Annotated in this window: 16 protein-coding genes and 2 pseudogenes; all 18 read left to right on the top strand. The window is 35.5% G+C overall.

The window, feature by feature from the left end:
• Positions 1-4 precede the first annotated feature (4 nt).
• Positions 5-1018: a CgeB family protein gene (locus AM1_RS01650; protein WP_012161049.1), complete on the top strand. Its 1014-nt coding sequence runs from the start codon at positions 5-7 to the stop codon at positions 1016-1018.
• The gene (locus tag AM1_RS41965) at positions 1015-1263 is read left to right on the top strand and encodes a hypothetical protein (protein WP_041658687.1); all 249 of its coding nucleotides are present in this window, start codon (positions 1015-1017) and stop codon (positions 1261-1263) included. The genes AM1_RS01650 and AM1_RS41965 overlap by 4 nt, the downstream gene beginning before the upstream one ends.
• 1 nt (position 1264) lies before the next feature.
• Positions 1265-2203 carry a glycosyltransferase family 4 protein gene (locus AM1_RS01640; RefSeq protein WP_041658685.1) on the top strand — a complete coding sequence of 313 codons (939 nt, stop codon included), beginning with the start codon at positions 1265-1267 and terminating at the stop codon, positions 2201-2203.
• Between the two features lie 66 nt (positions 2204-2269).
• Positions 2270-3391: a glycosyltransferase family 4 protein gene (locus AM1_RS01635; protein ID WP_187152917.1), complete on the top strand. Its 1122-nt coding sequence runs from the start codon at positions 2270-2272 to the stop codon at positions 3389-3391.
• A 5-nt stretch (positions 3392-3396) separates the two neighbouring features.
• A complete protein-coding gene (locus tag AM1_RS01630) occupies positions 3397-5166 on the top strand; it encodes an asparagine synthetase B family protein (protein ID WP_071819923.1) in 1770 nt (589 codons plus the stop codon).
• A 42-nt stretch (positions 5167-5208) separates the two neighbouring features.
• Complete coding sequence (locus tag AM1_RS01625) at positions 5209-6414, top strand: glycosyltransferase (protein ID WP_012161044.1); 1206 nt, start codon at positions 5209-5211, stop codon at positions 6412-6414.
• Positions 6415-6617: 203 nt separating this feature from the next.
• Positions 6618-7082 (top strand): class I SAM-dependent methyltransferase, encoded by a 465-nt coding sequence (locus tag AM1_RS01620; protein ID WP_148215649.1) that lies wholly within the window; start codon positions 6618-6620, stop codon positions 7080-7082.
• A 17-nt stretch (positions 7083-7099) separates the two neighbouring features.
• Positions 7100-7513, top strand: coding sequence for a class I SAM-dependent methyltransferase (locus tag AM1_RS01615; protein ID WP_083776677.1), 414 nt, complete (start codon positions 7100-7102; stop codon positions 7511-7513).
• 102 nt (positions 7514-7615) lie between these two features.
• Positions 7616-8179 (top strand): LbetaH domain-containing protein, encoded by a 564-nt coding sequence (locus AM1_RS38365; RefSeq protein WP_071819922.1) that lies wholly within the window; start codon positions 7616-7618, stop codon positions 8177-8179.
• A gap of 5 nt (positions 8180-8184) precedes the next feature.
• Positions 8185-9051: a glycosyltransferase family 2 protein gene (locus AM1_RS01610; protein ID WP_012161041.1), complete on the top strand. Its 867-nt coding sequence runs from the start codon at positions 8185-8187 to the stop codon at positions 9049-9051.
• A 938-nt stretch (positions 9052-9989) separates the two neighbouring features.
• A complete protein-coding gene (locus AM1_RS01605; protein ID WP_012161039.1) occupies positions 9990-10937 on the top strand; it encodes a phytanoyl-CoA dioxygenase family protein in 948 nt (315 codons plus the stop codon).
• Between the two features lie 455 nt (positions 10938-11392).
• A complete protein-coding gene (locus tag AM1_RS01600) occupies positions 11393-12337 on the top strand; it encodes a class I SAM-dependent methyltransferase (protein ID WP_012161038.1) in 945 nt (314 codons plus the stop codon).
• A gap of 203 nt (positions 12338-12540) precedes the next feature.
• A pseudogene (tnpA, locus tag AM1_RS01595) lies at positions 12541-12975 on the top strand (IS200/IS605 family transposase).
• Between the two features lie 407 nt (positions 12976-13382).
• Positions 13383-13514, top strand: a pseudogene (locus AM1_RS40775) (IS1 family transposase); the annotation flags it as partial.
• Positions 13515-14074: 560 nt separating this feature from the next.
• The gene (locus tag AM1_RS01590) at positions 14075-14524 is read left to right on the top strand and encodes a hypothetical protein (protein ID WP_012161037.1); all 450 of its coding nucleotides are present in this window, start codon (positions 14075-14077) and stop codon (positions 14522-14524) included.
• A gap of 16 nt (positions 14525-14540) precedes the next feature.
• Positions 14541-15332, top strand: coding sequence for a class I SAM-dependent methyltransferase (locus AM1_RS01585; protein WP_012161036.1), 792 nt, complete (start codon positions 14541-14543; stop codon positions 15330-15332).
• Positions 15333-15392: 60 nt separating this feature from the next.
• The gene (locus AM1_RS01580; protein ID WP_041658654.1) at positions 15393-16223 is read left to right on the top strand and encodes a class I SAM-dependent methyltransferase; all 831 of its coding nucleotides are present in this window, start codon (positions 15393-15395) and stop codon (positions 16221-16223) included.
• Positions 16224-16573: 350 nt separating this feature from the next.
• A complete protein-coding gene (gene glsA / locus AM1_RS01575) occupies positions 16574-17539 on the top strand; it encodes a glutaminase A (protein ID WP_012161034.1) in 966 nt (321 codons plus the stop codon).
• Positions 17540-17584 lie beyond the last annotated feature (45 nt).

Raw genomic sequence — 17584 nt, 5'->3', positions numbered from 1 at the left:
AATTATGAGTAAAATTTGGTATTTTGGAGATAGTAATTTTAATTCAAATTCTTACCGACGATATCTTACTTTACTCAGGCTTGGCAATTCAGTGAGTTTATTTAATCCTTATAAACACTTGTTGCCTTGGATGGTAAAGATTTCTTGGAAAATTAGTTATGATTTTTTTCAGGGTTATATAATAAAGTGGCTCTATGTTAACTTATCAAATTTGCCTAAACCTGATTTAATTTGGATCAATTCAGGAGAAATATTTGGAAAAAAATGTCTTAAATATTTGCGTGGATTTGGCGTCCCAATTATTTTATATAATAACGATGATCCTACTGGGTCTCGTGATGGCTTGCGTTTTTCAACTTTATTGAAAAATATTCATTTTTATGATCTATGTGTTGTGATGCGTAGTGTTAATGAACTTGAATATAAATCATTTGGTGCTCAAAAGGTCTTAAGAGTATGGATGAGTTATGATGAGCTAGTTCATTCTACATCTGTAGGTTGTCAATTGAATTTATCTAACATTTCTTTTTTAGGAACATATCGATCTGGAGAAAACCGAGATCAATTTCTTCTTGATATGATCTGTGCTGGCCTTGATTTAGAAATTTGGGGAAATGGTTGGAATAAAAGCCCCAGTTATAATGATAGTAAATTTAATAGTCATTACTATGGTCCAGCGATTGGGAAAAAATATGCAGATGTTATTCAAAACTCTGCAATCTGCTTAGGCTTCCTCTCCTCAACTAATCGCGATACATATACAACAAGATCTGTAGAAATACCTGCTTCTGGTGGATTGCTCTGTGCTGAGAGAACCAGTGAACATCAGCTCTTATTTGAAGAAGGAAAAGAAGCTGTATTTTGGTCTTCGATTTCTGAATGTATTGAAGTTTGTAAATATCTTATTCAGAATCCTAAGTTGCGAGAAACGATTAGAGAAGCTGGCATGAAAAAAGTTAGGAAACTAGGGGTTGGCAATGAGGATGTTTGTCGCCAAATCTTATCTATAGTGTCATGAATTTCAATCCAAAACTAGTGATTTTTGAAACACATCCAGTTCAGTATCGAGTGCCTGTATATCAGAAACTTAATCAGTTGAGGCCAAATTCGTTTTGTGTAGTATTTGCAAGTGATTTCTCAGTGAGAGGATATCAGGATAGTGGGTTTGGAGTAGATTTTTCTTGGGATATTCCATTATTGGAAGATTATCAATATTTTGTACTCAATAAAGCTTCTAATAATTCTCCTCATCTATTTTTTTGATTTGCATGCTCCGGGCTTATTGGCTCTACTAAAAAAAATTCACCCAAAAGCTGTTCTATTGACATCATTTAATTACAAGTTTGATATTATCGCTTATTTTTCATCTATCTGGATGGGGCTTCCAATATGGGTAAGAACAGAAACACAAGATGAAGCTTTTTCAAGACATTTCTTTAAGACTGCTTTAAGATCTTTACTATATCGATTTCTGTATATGCCAGTAGATAGAGGTTTGTATATAGGACAACTTAATAAAAAACATTACTTGACGCATGGCCTAAAAGAGCATCAGCTTTTACCAGCTCATTATTGTACTTTTAATCCTATACAACAGATATTACCTTCTGATAAACAGGCAATAAGGGATAAGATACGTTATAAACTACGTATACCTAAGGAGAAAAAAATTGTTGCTTTTTTTGGGAAGTTTATCCAAAAAAAAGATCCAATTTTACTCTATAAGTCCTTATCACACCTATCTTCAGATGTCTTAAATCAAATTGAATTTTTGTTTGTTGGAGATGGTACCCTAAATTCTCAACTACGTAAATTGGCTGCAAATTATTCCGAAAGCCTTAACGTTCGCAGTCATTTTCCAGGTTTTATTAATCAAAGTGAGCTTCATTATTGGTATTTAGCTGCAGATATAGTTGTACTTCCCTCTCAGCGAATGGGAGAAACATGGGGATTAGTTATTAATGAGGCGCTTCAAGCTGGATGTAGTGTTATTATTTCATCTGCAGTAGGATGCCAAGCCGATTTCAAAATTTTTAAACGAGTGCGAATTATTCCTGTGGGAGATGCTAAATGTCTAGCAAAGGAAATAGAAGTATTACTAAAATTTCACCGGGATTTTACATGGGCTGATAGTTTTTTGCGAAATTATTCAATTGAATCAGCAGCGCAGGCTTTAGCAGAATCGATAGATTCAATAAACTAAATGACTCAACCGTTGCATATTATCCTATTAATCCATTACTCTCTCTACAGCAATTATGGCAAAAGTATGTTGAAGTTTTCTGCTCTTATAGCTGAAGGAATGGAGAAGAGAGGCCATACAGTTGAATATTGGAAACCTCCCGTTATAGTAGGAGCCTTAGGGAAACCAGTTCCGTTCTTATTTAAGTGGTTGGGTTATATTGATCAATATCTGATTTTTCCTCTATTGATCCTCTGGTGTAAAAGAAATTTACCACCAAATAGTTTGATGGTGTTAAGCGACCAAGCTTTAGGCATATGGGTACCTTTTATCAAAAACCGCCCCCATGTTATCCATTGTCATGACTTCTTAGCATTACGAGGTTCATTGGGAGAAATTTTGCACCATAAACCTAGTTTTACGGGACGTTTGTATCAGCAACTGATTCGCTGGGGATTTTCGCAAGGGAAATGTTTTGTTTCAGTATCAAATGCAACTCAAACTGATTTACATCGTTTTTTGCCAGCACCTGCAGAGCTTTCAAAAGTCGTTTATAATCCTTTGAATAGTCCTTTTACGCCATTCCCTTCACATAATTCTTGGTCAGAGCTTAAGGGGTTGTGGACAGGTGGCGAAGGGAAAAAGTTTATTTTACACATAGGCAGCAACTGGTATAAAAATCGATTAGGTGTTTTACAAATATTTGAGCAGTTGGCTTTTAAGGAACCAGAAATTTATTTGGTAATGGTTAGTAAGCCTACGAGAGAATTATTAGCTTGGCTCAATAATCATCCACAGTTGAGTGCAAAGGTAATTTTTCTTCAGAATGTTTCATTTAATCAATTGCAATCCTTGTATAGTCTAGCCGAAGCTCTTGTTTTTCCTTCCTTATTTGAAGGTTTTGGTTGGCCAGTGTTAGAAGCTTTATCTTGCGGATGTCCAGTTCTTACAACGAATGCTCAACCTATGACTGAAGTCGGTGGAGATGTTGCAAATTACATCTCTACCTACCCTGATTCTGAAGATGAGCAATTGAATTGGGCTAAACAAGCTGCCGATGTGCTGCAAGAAGTTTTAACAATACCTTCTGATTTAAAAGAGGCTAAGAAAAAAGAAAGGATCAACCATGCAGGACGTTTCTCGCTTGAGCATTCTTTACTTGAATATGAACGATGTTACCAAGATGCAATAAGAATTGCAGTAGGTTAAAACGTATGTCTGAGATTACGGGTTGTTTATCTATAGAGGAAGAAGTCCATTCATCACCTTTAACTTATTCATCATGTAAGAATTCATCATACAAGAGTAGGATTCCTGGAGAATCTTCTTGGACTAGTCAAGATCGCTACTGCTGGCTTCAATACAGTCGAAACTTATCAAATCAACAGAACGATGTTGCATCTCAGCCTATTCGGTCCCATTGTGGTCGGTATGTACTTGTCTTTAGTGGACACATCAATAATCATTTAGAAATTCGTCGAGGACTTCGGAATCAGATCTGGAAGGGAAATAGTGATGTTGAAACTCTGGTTGAAGGCTTAGCTCAACGAAATACTTCACTCTTAGTTGACCTGAGAGGAGTCTTTGCCTTTGCTTTCTACGATACTGAGACTAGACAGTTGCTACTGGCTCGAGATCGCCTTGGTGTTAAATCTCTTTGGTGGCAAAAACAAGACACGAAGCTGTGTTTTTCTTCTAATGTACGTCAATTATTCCAGGATAAGCTTAAACTAGCACCTTCCTGTGTTAGCCATTATCTTAGTTTTGGATACTATCCAATGGAAGGTGAATTAGGTGAGGGGATTTACCCTCTTCCTCCTGGAACCCTTATGAGAATTGGACCTGACTCTTCGCCAACTTTTTTGCGTTGGTGGCCCCCGTCTCCCCGACCAGATTGGACTCCTTTACCTATCAAACGACGTCGTGATGCGGTGAAGCTGATTCGGCAAGAACTTGAGCGAGTAATTCAAGAACATATTTCCAGTGATAGACCTATTAATTGCTTGCTCACGAACGATTCCAGCTCCAAAATCGTTGCAGCTCTTGCTGCTCAGCATAGTTCTAAGCCAATTAAAACATTCTCAGTACATATCCAAGACTCTTCTATACCAAAAAATGGTATTACGGATTTTGCAAACCACATCGGAGCATTTCATCAAGAAATTTATATCAGTAGTAAAGAATATATCGAATTTTTTACTAAGGCTATTAAGACTCTAGAATTACCAAGTTTCCAAGCTGCTCATAGTTGTGTGATTGGAAATGCATTAAAGCGATCAGGTGTCCAAACGATAATGTTTGGTTTTGAAAGTCAAAAAGCATTAGGAGTTCACCTAAGTGGATTAGTTTTGATGGCACGACTTGCCAGATTAAGAGTTTTTGAATTGTGGCCAAAGGTTATGCAGGTAATGAATTCCCGTTTATTTTCTATGGCTGAAGATGCTCCTTGGTTAGATGCGTGGCATCTCCTCTTGGCAGGCCATCGCCTTGCCACTAATGCAGAGTTAAAAACGACCAATTTACAGGCTCTTGATTGGCCAAAGCCCCCATCGTGTCGACTTACACAATTTTTACCAAGAATCTTTTGGAACGATTTGTTTGGATATGTAGAGCCGTTTCTATTGCGGGACATTGATCAAATGGAACGAATAGTTGGGATAGAAACAAAACTACCGTTATTTGACCATCGACTTCTTGAACTTTTACTAAGAATTCCAGAAGCATTCTATCTAATGTCCTGGGATCGATCTTTGCTGGAAATTGCATGCCAAGACTTATTGCCTAGGTGGATAATGAGATCGAAGATGTCGCTCAAAAATGTATCATTGACAGGAAAACATATGGAAAAATTACAGTCTGAAGTTATCTTGTCAATATTTAACGAGGTTAATCCCATACCAACACAAATATTAAACAAAGAAAGGAATATAGATTCTTTGTTATATCAGAATAATTTACCACTCATCACATCAAACTTGGGTTGATTATAGGTTCACTAAAGAGCAGCTCAATAGTTAAACTTAAATATGAAAATTCTGAATGTAATTTCTTCAATTAACCCAGCTGGTGGGGGGCCAATTGAGAATCTTAAGCAATCAGGACGTTGTTTAGAAGAGCTTGGACATTCCGTTGAAGTCGCTAGCCTAGACGCACCAACCCAGTATGTTAAAGACTTTCCACTGAAATTACATGCTTTGGGGCCATCTTACACGTCATATCGATATTCAAAACATCTTGTACCTTGGCTCAAACTAAATGCCCATCTCTATGATTGCATTATTGTAAGGGGAATTTGGCAGTATTCTGGGTTTGGAGTTTGGCGAGCATTGAAATGGCTTGAACAAAATCAGAAAACTACTCCACCATACTTTGTGTTCACCCACGGCATGTTGGACCCTTGGTTTAAACATGCTTATCCGCTAAAACATCTCAAAAAATGGTTGTATTGGCCTTGGGCTGAATATCGTATACTCCGAGATGCAAAGGCAGTATTCTTTACCAGTGAAACAGAAAAAATTTTAGCCCGACAATCCTTTGAACTCTATCAATGCAATGAAATTGTCGTTAACTATGGAACTGCTTCCCCTCCTGAAGATGCTTATCGACAAATACAGTACTATCTTGAACGATTTCCAGAACTTCGCTCCAAACGAATCGTTCTCTTTCTTAGTCGTATTCATCCGAAAAAAGGCTGTGACATACTTATCAAAGCATTTTCACAAATTGCCCAAACCGATCCAAACTTACATTTAGTGATTGCTGGACCGGATCAGACAGGTTGGCAATCGAACTTGCAGAGTCTTGCTAAACAGCTCGGTATTGAGCAGAATATTACCTGGACTGGAATGCTACAAGGAGATCTAAAGTGGGGAGCTTTTAGAACAGCAGAAGTCTTTATTCTTCCTTCCCATCAAGAAAATTTTGGTATTGTAGTTGCCGAAGCCTTAGCCTGTCGACTACCTGTACTCATTTCAAATAAGGTCAATATTTGGCGTGAAATCGTTGCAGATCAAGCAGGTTTTGTTGAAGAAGATACATTTGAAGGCACTGTTAAACTTTTTAAAAGATGGATTGAGCTTCTTTCTTCACAACAAGATTTAATGAGTATAAATGCTGAAAATTGTTTTACTAAAAGATTTCAAGTAAATCGTGCAGCCCTCAATCTAGTTGATATTTTGGAAAATACAGTATTTGATGTCCATAAAAAGAAAAATTCTCTCTCCATGAATTAATTTTTACTGATTCTCTGATAATTATTTTTTTGTAACCTATTTTAGTCTTTATGTTTATGTAAAAACTAAAATTAAAGACTAAATTTCAATAATTTTGGTACCAAGAAAATTTAGATATTTGTATAAATAAAATTTTTTCTTGAATTTCTTAAAAATAAAGAATAGTTTTTAATTTAAAATATTGTTTAGACTTTAATATTGAAATGAATAAAACTCTATCAAGAAATTTAATTGCTCGGAGTAAATGCTCACTTTGTCAGTCAAGTAACTTGGAAGATTATATTCAATTTCCTGAAATACCAGTGGTCAAGTGCAATGACTGCAAATTTAAGTTTTCAAGTAAGATTTTATCTGAACATGATTTAAAAGCTTATTATGAGGATAATTTTGGTAGTAATAGACATCTACAAGGCCAAATTGTTAATTCTAAAGTCAACCTAATTGCGCTAGAAACGCTTTTAGATATAACTAAAATTGATTCATTACTTGACGTTGGAACTGGTTATGGTCTTCTGCTAGAAAAGCTAGTCAAACGTTATAGTAAAATAAAGGTTTCAGGTGTCGAATTATCTAGAGAAGAATCTACCTATGCATGCGAGGTGTTACATCAGAATGTCATTAATACAACTTTCAGCTATCGAACCTTCATAAGAAAGGATTTGATTTAGTAACCTCATTTGAAGTTATCGAGCATATTGAAAATCCGAAGAAATTTATTTCGAAGATGGCTGAATATGTTAGATCTGGTGGCTATCTCTTAATAATGCCCGATAATTTTAATAGTCATATGGTAAACCCTCTTGAACCTGCTTTCCCAAAATGGATACCACATTCTCATATTAGCCATTTTTCTCATAAAACTTTGCTGAATACACTTGAATCAATTGATGGTTTGGTACCGATAAAATCAATCTCGCCTACACTATGGAAAGTTTTGGTTCGGAATGTTGTATCCAAGGTCCTTAGAATAAGAAAAAAAACCTCTGAAGTATTTGATTTAAAGAAAGTCTTAGGTACTGATATTCGGGGTGTATATAAATTATTCAATCTAAAAATAATTTCTAAATGGTTTTTGAGCGGTGATAACTTTGAGCAGTAAAGACGATGAAGATAGAATTTATATTTTGTGCAAAAAATAAATCGATTAAAGGTTTATTTCCTCTCCAAATTAAATCAGTGTTGTATTCAATAGTGTTGCATTATGTCATCTATATTGCAAGTACAAGATCCCTATAACCAAGCAAGCTTTTCATTATTAAATCGTATTTATCGACTTATCTGGAATATTGTATATATTTTGTTATTTAGGTTTTCTCCACGTATGTCACATAGTTGGAGATCCTTTTTATTAAGATGTTTTGGAGCAAAGATAGGAAATAACTGCCATGTTTATCCTTCTGTAAAAATTTGGGCTCCTTGGAATTTACAGATGTCTGACCATGCTTGTTTGGGAGAATATGTTAATTGTTATTCAATAGCTAAAATTTATCTTGGAAACAAAGTAATTATCTCTCAAGGAACTACCCTATGTACTGGCACACGTGATTATGAAAGTCAAAATATGCAATTATGTGCTTTGCCAATTGAAATCTCAAGCCACACATGGGTTTGTAGTGAAAGCTTTATCTGCCCAGGAGTTGCTATTGGAGAAGGTGCTGTTATTGGAGCTAGATCAGTAGTGACGAAAAATATGCCTGATTGGACTGTTTGTGTTGGTAATCCCTGTAAGCCTCTAAAAAAGCGCAAAAATTCAGCACAAAATTAAAACATATGAAAATTCCAGTATCAATTTTAATCTTAACCAAAAATGAGGAAAAAGATCTATCTGGTTGTTTGGAATCAGTCACTTGGTCAGATGATATTTATGTTTATGACGCATACTCATCAGATAAGACAGTAGCTATTGCCAATGAATATGGGGCAAATGTAATAAAGAATCCTTCTTTCTCCCACAATATTTTGTTTGGAGGTAATGAGTCTGAATATCGAAACTGGGGGCTTAGAAATATTTCATTTCAATACCAATGGGTTCTCCAAATTGATGCAGACGAGCGAGTAACAGCTGAATTGGCTGAGGAAATTGGAATTTCAGTAAAAGTTGAAGTTAATATACCTTTTGTTGCTTACAGAATACAGCGTAGAGATTTTTTTCAAGGAACTTGGTTAAAACATGTTCAAAATACACGTTTTTATATACGACTCTTTCAACCAGATAAAATTCACTTTGAAAGACTTATAAATCCTGTTACCATCGTTGATGGTCAGACAGGTGAACTTACTGGATACCTTGATCATTACCCTTTCAGTAAAGGTATTAACCACTGGATAAATCGGCATAACAAATATAGCTCATTTGAGTCAAGAGAAATTTATGAAAGTCAGTTAAACAAAGAAGGAATTAGTCTATCTAAAGCTATCTTCTCCGAAAGTAAACAAGTTAGGCGATTTTACCAAAAAAAAATTTTTTATAAGTTGCCAGCAAGGCCATTAATTAAATTTATTATTTTATATTTTTTTAAATGTGGATTTCTAGATGGTAGATCTGGTTTCACCTATGCGCTACTTCAATGTTTTTATGAATATATTATTCTTCTTAAGGTTAATGAACTAAACATGAATAAATCAATAACTAAATAATTCTAATTTTAGTAGAATAATTTCTTTCTGAAGATTTTTTAAGGAACTTTTAGTAATAGCTAAAATCAAACAGATATAGCCAGTCTTAAAATATCTAGTCAATGTAACTTTTTTTAGCATTATTTACATTTAGTTTTTCTACAATAAGCATTTTATTATCCTAAGCACACTAGCCAAAAACTACGCACTTTACTGTACAAGACTTTAGTTGCTAAACATCTTTAATACAGGATGGAGAGGTAGCATTAAGAGTCTAGAATCGAGAGTCGTCGGGAAAATCATACCACCACCCAGTTAACAATTAATATAGTAGACCTCTTGCAATATTTGTTTCATGATGTGCTACTTACTCAATAAATGCTGAGATCTGCTCTGATTTTTTTTAGTCAAGTAACATATCGATAGCTGAATTATGCAAGAGGTCTAGTCAAGGCCGCCTAATAATGCTATCAAATGCTCGAATGCGGAGTAAAAAAATAATACTGATAGTTAATTATAATACTGATAATTAACTATTTGAATATACGAAGTAGAGGATATCTGCATATTAAAAGTGGAGGTCAGTTCACATGCTGAAGGAGTATCCCCCATAGAAATTGCTCAGTGACATAAACAAGAGGTTGTAAGAGCGAGTATCAAGATATCTTTATCAAGAGTATTGAGTGTTAGAGAAATGATATTGGGGGAAACCTTCATGGGTCATTGGTTACCTAGCCTGGAGCACGAGTAATATCACTGGAAGAATATTTGAAGCATTATCATCTAGTATCAAACTGCTATGTAGATACGTTCATGCTGAAGTGAACAAGAACTTTAATCTAGAAAAGAAACACTTACAATCAATCAGTAAACTTTGTAGTTTCAATGCGTAGAAAAGCAAGAATTTTATAGATTGATTTATTATCAGCTTATATTTTAATAAAAAATGAGGTTTTAGAATGCAAATATCAAGCAATAATAAAATAAGAAAATTTACCTTAAGTCAGAGAAAAGAAATAAAAGAGTATTTTGATGAATTTGGATATGTAGTAATCAAAAATGTTCTTAGTCATAATATTATTGATTCATTTATTGAAGAACTTGATTCAATAAAACGAAATTTATTATTTGTGTATTTTTCCCAGTCTACGCATGTATGTATGCGCCCTAAACTAAATCAATATGGTTTTATCCAAGAGTCAATGAAAGATGCAAGTCGTCTAGCATTTTTTAGTAGGTTTAGTTTAAAGATACAAGAATGTATTTATGATAATTGCATTTCACAAGCTTTGACTAATTTGACAGATGAAAAAGAGCATATTTCATGGCAAAATATGTTTTTTGACCAATCAACAGGTACAATTGAACATCAAGATTCTTGGTATTTAGATACAGATCCACCTGGAAATCTTATTGGAGTCTGGTATGCATTAGAAAATATTTATGAAGATAGTGGGCCTTTCTTTGTAATACCTGGCTCTCATAAGTACGGATTAATTGATCGAAAAAAATATTCTCAACATAATGATTATTTAAACGCTGTAACTGACGTCTCAAATAAATTACAAGCACAAAAGAAAATAATGAGTTTGCAGAAAGGAGATATACTCCTTTGGCATTCGTATCTAATCCATGGTGCTTTATTATGTGAGGATAGTTCTAAGAGTAGAAAGTCATTTACTTCGCATTTTTATCCTAAAAAACTAAGAGCAAAGAATACTGAAAAAAGAAAACTATTTTCAATATACGATCATAAAAACCCAAAGCCAACTTTGAATCCTAACATATACTCTGCTTATAAATATAATGATTTTTTTTATAATATTATAGTTTATTTGTTATATTCAAAAAATATTTTGACGAATATTGATCGAGCTTGGTCAATGAGGCGCGAGGATTATAGTTGAGTTGAGTGAGTTCGAGATCTAAAGTCTTAAAAAACTCTTAGTTTACATATTTGATAATATGCCTTGTGATTAGATATAAATCTAGGAATAGAAACCAACACAGTAGCTATTCTGACTTAAATCACCTTTGTGTGAGCAATGGATTATTAGATTAGTTTGAATATTATCCTGACATATATTATTGACTAAATTTATTCTTTATACTTATGCAAAGCACAGATTTGCTGGTTTAGCTATATCCAAGTTCCTTATGATTGTGTTTGTTTTTATTATTATTTTAGATAAAAAAATAATTCTACCATGTATAGCTCAAAATTAATTATTACGAAGCAAATAGCACCTCAGATTAAAGTGATTAGGCGATTGCAGAGAGCTATTTTGTTAAAGTAGACAATTTTATGGATTTTACTTTCTCTTATATTTATAGGCAGCAAAATATTAACCGGAGATAAATAATGGGTAAATTGAAAGATGCTGGAAAAAAAACATTAAGAAATTTATTTGAGTTAGGTCAAAATTTAGGTTTCGATATACTACCGCATCATTTTTATTCTGAAATACCTAATATTAATGAATTAAAAAAGTCTAACTATTGGAAAATTCCATATTCGATGATTGAGGTGAATGGGATAGACACACAAGAACAAATAGCATTTGTATCTGATTGTTTTAATACTCAATTAATTGATTTTTTAAATTGTAATAATATTCATAGTGAGGCTTCTAAAATAAATAATAAAGTAGGATTTGGACCTATTGAGGCAGATTTTTTATTTGCCTTTATCTCAAAGCATCAACCTAAGCAAATATTTCAAATTGGATGTGGTGTTTCAACTGCTGTTTGCCTTAAGGCAGCAAATTATGCTTGCTATGCTCCTGAAATTATTTGTGTTGAACCATATCCAAATAATTATTTACGCGAAATTGAGAGGCAAGGGAGAATTACATTGATTAATGAAAAGGCTCAATCATATTGTCCTATCAATATCGAAAAACTTGATAGTGATGTTCTTTTCTTTGTTGATTCTACTCATACTCTTGGTCCTTCTGGTGAAGTTAGTCGTATTATTCTAGAAATGCTACCCAGATTAAAGAAAGGAGCATGGGTTCATTTCCATGATATTAAATTTCCCTATGATTATGATAGGAATATTCTAGACTCAGCTCTTTTTTTTCAGCATGAATCAGTTTTACTTCATGCATTTCTTGTTGGTAATAATAGGTTTAAAATTTGTGCTTCACTGTCAATGTTGCATTATTCATGTCCTACAGTTCTTGCTCAATTCTTGACTAAATATAAGCCAGCATCTAATGATGAAGGCTTAAACTCCTATGATTCTTTAAATAAGCAAGAACAATTCCATTTCCCTAGTTCAACTTACTTGAAAGTAATTACTTAAACCAAAACTGAATTTTATCGATATTAACTTAAATAATTATTATCAAATAAGCCACCTAATTAAATTTTATCCCCTTCCTAGATGTTCTATGTGGCACTTTTTATTATCCTAAACACGCTAGTCCAAAACTACGCACTTTCAGTGCGAGACTTTAGTTGCTACACACCTCTAATGCAGGATAGAGAAGCAGCATCAAGGAGTGTATGGTCGAGAATCGTCGTGGGAATCATACCGTCACCCGTTTAACAGTTCATATCGTGTGGGTGACTAAGTATCGCTATCAAGTGCTCAAAGGGGAAGTGCAAAAACGATGCCGAGAATTGCTTATCCAGATATGTGATGCAGAGGATATCCGCATATTAAAAGGGGTAGTTAGTAAAGATCATGTTCATATGCTGATTGAATATCCTCCGTCAAAATCGATCAGTGACATCGTCAAGTGTCTGAAAGGACGAACATCAAGACGCCTTCAGCAAGAGTATCGAGAGTGAGAGAAGCGATATTGGGGGAAACATTTGTGGGCGATAGGCTATGGGGCCTGGAGTACGGGTAATATCAGTGAACAGATGGTGGAAGAATATTTGGAGCATCACCGTCTCGTGTCTAATAACGATTTAGATACGTTCATGCTGGAGTGAATCAGGACTTTAGTCCTGAGAGGAACCGGACTTTCAGTCGATAAATAACCTCTGTACTTTCAGTGCAGAGTCGTTAAGTTAAGTAGGGCTTGCTTAAAAAGTCAAAATTATCAATGTATGGTTGTTTTTGCTTGTCAAAACATTCTCATGTGCAAGGCCAATTAACGATTTTGCGACGTTTCGAGCAATTTTGCCTTGCACTAAGTTGTTTGTATAATTTAAAGAAATCACGCGGTTATAAGGATTGCAAGTTGCTTCCGACTTTTTCAGCAAGCCCTAAGTAGTGACTGCTGATGTTTATGCCATATCATTTTCAGAGCAGCCATAGTGTAGTTTAGAACGGAACTAAAACACTGTAGACAGCTTAAGTGGTCCTTTGCAAGGACTGTGGTCGTCGATTCAATGAGCGCAGTGTGACGCTGGTTTTCAACTGGATCTGGCACCACTCTCGATTCAAGAATACGGCTGCATAACGAGCTGGACTGACGGAGCATCCTTGGGAATGGCAAGATTTAGCCACCTTTCCCACACTTTTTTGATGCACGACCTAATTTTGCAATCTTTACCGAGAGTATGCATTTACCAATATGGCTCAAGCAAAACGGCACTGTGAGCAATCGTTAGAAATGATGATGGATATTTTTTAGAATGAATTAGCCCTGGGAAAAAACTAGTTCAGCTCTGCAGAATGTATTGTGAGTCGTAATTGTCTTTACTTTATAATTTCTTTTATAAGGTTATTAACGTTAACAGAAAGTTGCTAGCGATGAATTTATCAACCAAAAAAAGATTTATTTTTGTACATAATCCTAAGACAGGTGGAACAAGTATTCGTAGAGCTTTAACAAAAGAAATTCGACCAATTGAACAAAGTCTTTTATTTAAGATGATCAGAAGAATTGGGGATTTTGCATACAGATATCCATTCTATGATTTTTTGCATAGGCCTCATACAACACTCTATCAAGCTTCATTGTTACTTCCTAAAACAATTTTTTCGCAATATTTTAAGTTTGGGATTATCCGTAATCCATATGAATGGTCACTATCTATTTATAGACATTATCTATTTCATTGTCGTATATATCCAGAGTGAGATATGCTTCTTAAAAGAAATATTGATAGTTTTAGCGAGTTTGCTATGAGGCTAAGCGATCTAAACTTACTTCCTTACCAGTCTTACGCTTTTATTAACCCTAATGGAGAATTTATTGGTGATTCTCTAGGTGTTTTTGAAAGGCTTTATCAATATTGTTCTTACCTAAAATCATCAATTGGTTTAGATTTTAATTTACAGCACCTAAATAAGAATCTAGAAAATAAAGATTTAGTTCTTTCAGACTCAGATAAGAAATTAATTGAAAAGTTATGGAGCTATGACTTTGAGTTTTTTTGTGATTTTACTGTAGATTGTTATGGGCAGGCTTTATTGAAAAAAATAGAGCCTAAAGCTGTTCCCACAGAAATTCTTAAAGGTTACGATTGTTGGCAATTCTTAGGAGATACAAAAAGAAGGGGCGGAAAGGTAAATGATTTCATGAGAACTTAATTTTTTTTTAGCGATTATGCGTAAAACAAATATAATCACTCAATGTCGAACTAGAGCTGCTAGCAGGCGTTCAAAAATAATTGGGAACCATTATCCAGAATTTAATATAAGCGGTTATACCTCAGTTGATGGAACAGTTGAGTTTTACTCAAGGATAAACTCTCTGTTGAATAATTCAATGGTAGTGCTTGACTTTGGTGCTGGCAGAGGCTCCTGGAAAGAAGATTATTCTTGTCCTTATCGAAAATCACTTCATGATTTACAAGGGAAAGTTAAAAAAATTGTCGGTTGTGATATAGATGAAGCAATATATGATAATCCAACAGTAGATGAAAAAGTAGTAATAAAGATTGGCGAAAAGCTTCCGTTTGACGATAATTCGTTTGACCTAATAATATCAGATTTTACTTTTGAACATATTGAAAATGAAAATGAAATTGCCCAGGAGTTTACTCGCATTCTTAAGGCAGGAGGTTGGATATGTGCTAGGACTCCAAATAAATATAACTATGTTTATATTTTGATTCAACTAATAAGAAACTCTTGGCATGAGCAAATTCTTAAGTATGTACAACCTTTGAGAAATGAAATAGATGTTTTCCCAACTATGTATAGGATGAATTCTGCTAGAAAAATAGATATACTATTCCCAGACGATAAATATGAAAATTATACTTATTATTTTAATTCTGAACCTGCATATTTCTTTAACAATAGTTTCCTTTTTTTTATTATGAAAATTATTGATAGTTTTCTCCCATTTTATTTGAAAAATAATCTATTTATTTTTCTAAAAAAAGAAATTTGACGTGAATAGCTCTTACATTGATCTCATTGATTCAATATTGAATGTTTTTGAGAATTTTAAATGGATAAGTCATTGCTTGTAAAAATATTTGGATTTGGAGCAACATTGATTCATGGTGATACTTTGGTGCTTGACAGATGGCGCTGGCTAAAAAGCCATTTACCAGAATCACGAAATGATGAAAAACTAATCGATATCGGTTGCGGTAATGGGGCATTTTCCATCGGTGCAGCCCGTCGTGGATTTACTACTCTTGGATTAAGCTGGGATGAACGCAATCAGACAACTGCAGATCTAAGAGCAAAGATTTGTGATGTAAGTTCTGCAAAATTTGAGGTGCAAGATGTTCGCCATCTTGATACTCGAAAGGACTTGATTGGCATTTTTGATTATGCAATATGCTTTGAAAATGTCGAACATATCATTGATGATAAAAAACTCTTAAGGGATATTTCCAATTGCTTAAAACCTGGCGGACGGCTTCTACTCACGACTCCATACCTTCATTATCTTCCTATCACATCTGGGGATATGGGGCCATTCTCAACGATTGAAGATGGAGGACATGTTAGACGTGGATATACTGAAGCCATGTTAGATGAACTTTGTCAGCAAGCTGGCCTAGTTCTTGAGAAAACTTCTTTTTGTAGTGGCTTTACTAGCCAAAAAATCACCTATCTATTGAGGTTATTGTCCCGAATAAATCCTATGCTTGCATGGATATTAGTTTTGCCATTGAGACTACTACCGCAATATATTGATTGGCTAGTTACACCCCTCATCCGTTGGCCATACTTTAGCATTTGCATTGAAGCCTATAAGCCAAGATACTCTTCCAATCTAGACCAGCAAAATACCGCGCTTAATGATCTGACTTATGTACACCAATAATGAGGTATTTCATATAGAAGCATAGTTTATTTATCTAGGAACGGGCTTGCATGACTAGCAAGCCCCCGATTTGTCCTTATAACTGTCTTCCATACGCCTGGAGTCACGATCCTGGGTGAGGGCGAAAACCATAGTCGGGCCAGGGGTTACGATGGGTCAAGGTTCAGTACTGTGTCTTGGTAATATTGCAGGCAGGTCTCTAGCCCCTATGACCATTTATACAAGACAATCCTGCCCGACCCGTTAAAACTCGACAAATCAGAGAAACCGAATTTGCGCCAATGACCTCACTGATGTGATCGCACCCCGCAATATTTGCGACAATAGCTCCAGACTTAGTAGGGGAATCAATGTCGGAGTTACAAGTCCTTCTCGAATCCTTTCATCAAACCTACCATCAGCAAGATGCTGGACAACTGGCCTGCTATATTCCAGAACTGTGTAAAGCCGATCCCAATTGGTTTGCCATTTCTATCGTCACCACCGATGGTCAAACCTTCCAAGTGGGGAATTGTCAGCAAACCTTTACCATCCAATCCATTTCCAAGGTCTTTGTCTATGGTATGGCCCTTGCCGATCATGGCCAGGACGCCTTACTCGCAAAAGTAGGGGTTGAACCCACCGGAGATCCCTTCAATTCTCTGATTCGCCTAGACGAAGACTCCAAGCGACCCGACAATCCCATGATTAACGCGGGAGCGATCGCCACAACCAGCTTGATTCGAGGCAATGGCCCTACCGACCGCCTCAACCGATTGTTGGAGATGTTTCGCCGCTATGTGGGCCATGAAGTCTTTATTGATATGCCCGTATTTATGTCCGAGCGGGATACCGGGCATCGTAACCGAGCTATTGCCCACTTAATGCTCAATTTCGGTATGATCGACAAGAATATCGATGAAGCCCTAGATCTCTATTTTCAGCAATGTTCAGTATTGGTCAATTGCCATGACTTAGCCGTGATGGCAGCCACTCTAGCCCATAAAGGGATTAATCCCATCACCCAAGAACGGGCCGTCGAATCCGGCTATGTCAAAGATATTCTTAGCGTCATGTACACCTGCGGCATGTATGACTTTGCCGGGGAATGGGCCTATAAAGTCGGTTTACCTGCAAAGAGTGGCGTTTCTGGAGGGATTATGGCCGTGGTCCCCAACCGAGCAGGCATTGCCGTATTTTCTCCTCTGCTGGATGAATATGGGAATAGCATTCGGGGCCGTCGAGTTCTAGAAGCACTTTCTCAAAAACTAGGGTTGCACCTGTTCGATTTGTCGATGGGTGGATGTGGTTTACAAGCAGCAATGGACTCAAATTAACCGCTTCGTCCACAAGCAGCTATTTTCAATAGACGTTGGAACCGA

Origin of the sequence: Acaryochloris marina MBIC11017 (genome assembly GCF_000018105.1) — a bacterium.
Lineage (GTDB): Bacteria > Cyanobacteriota > Cyanobacteriia > Thermosynechococcales > Thermosynechococcaceae > Acaryochloris > Acaryochloris marina.
The sequence above is the reverse complement of the archived record's forward strand: the minus strand, read 5'-3'. Positions and strand labels throughout refer to the sequence as shown.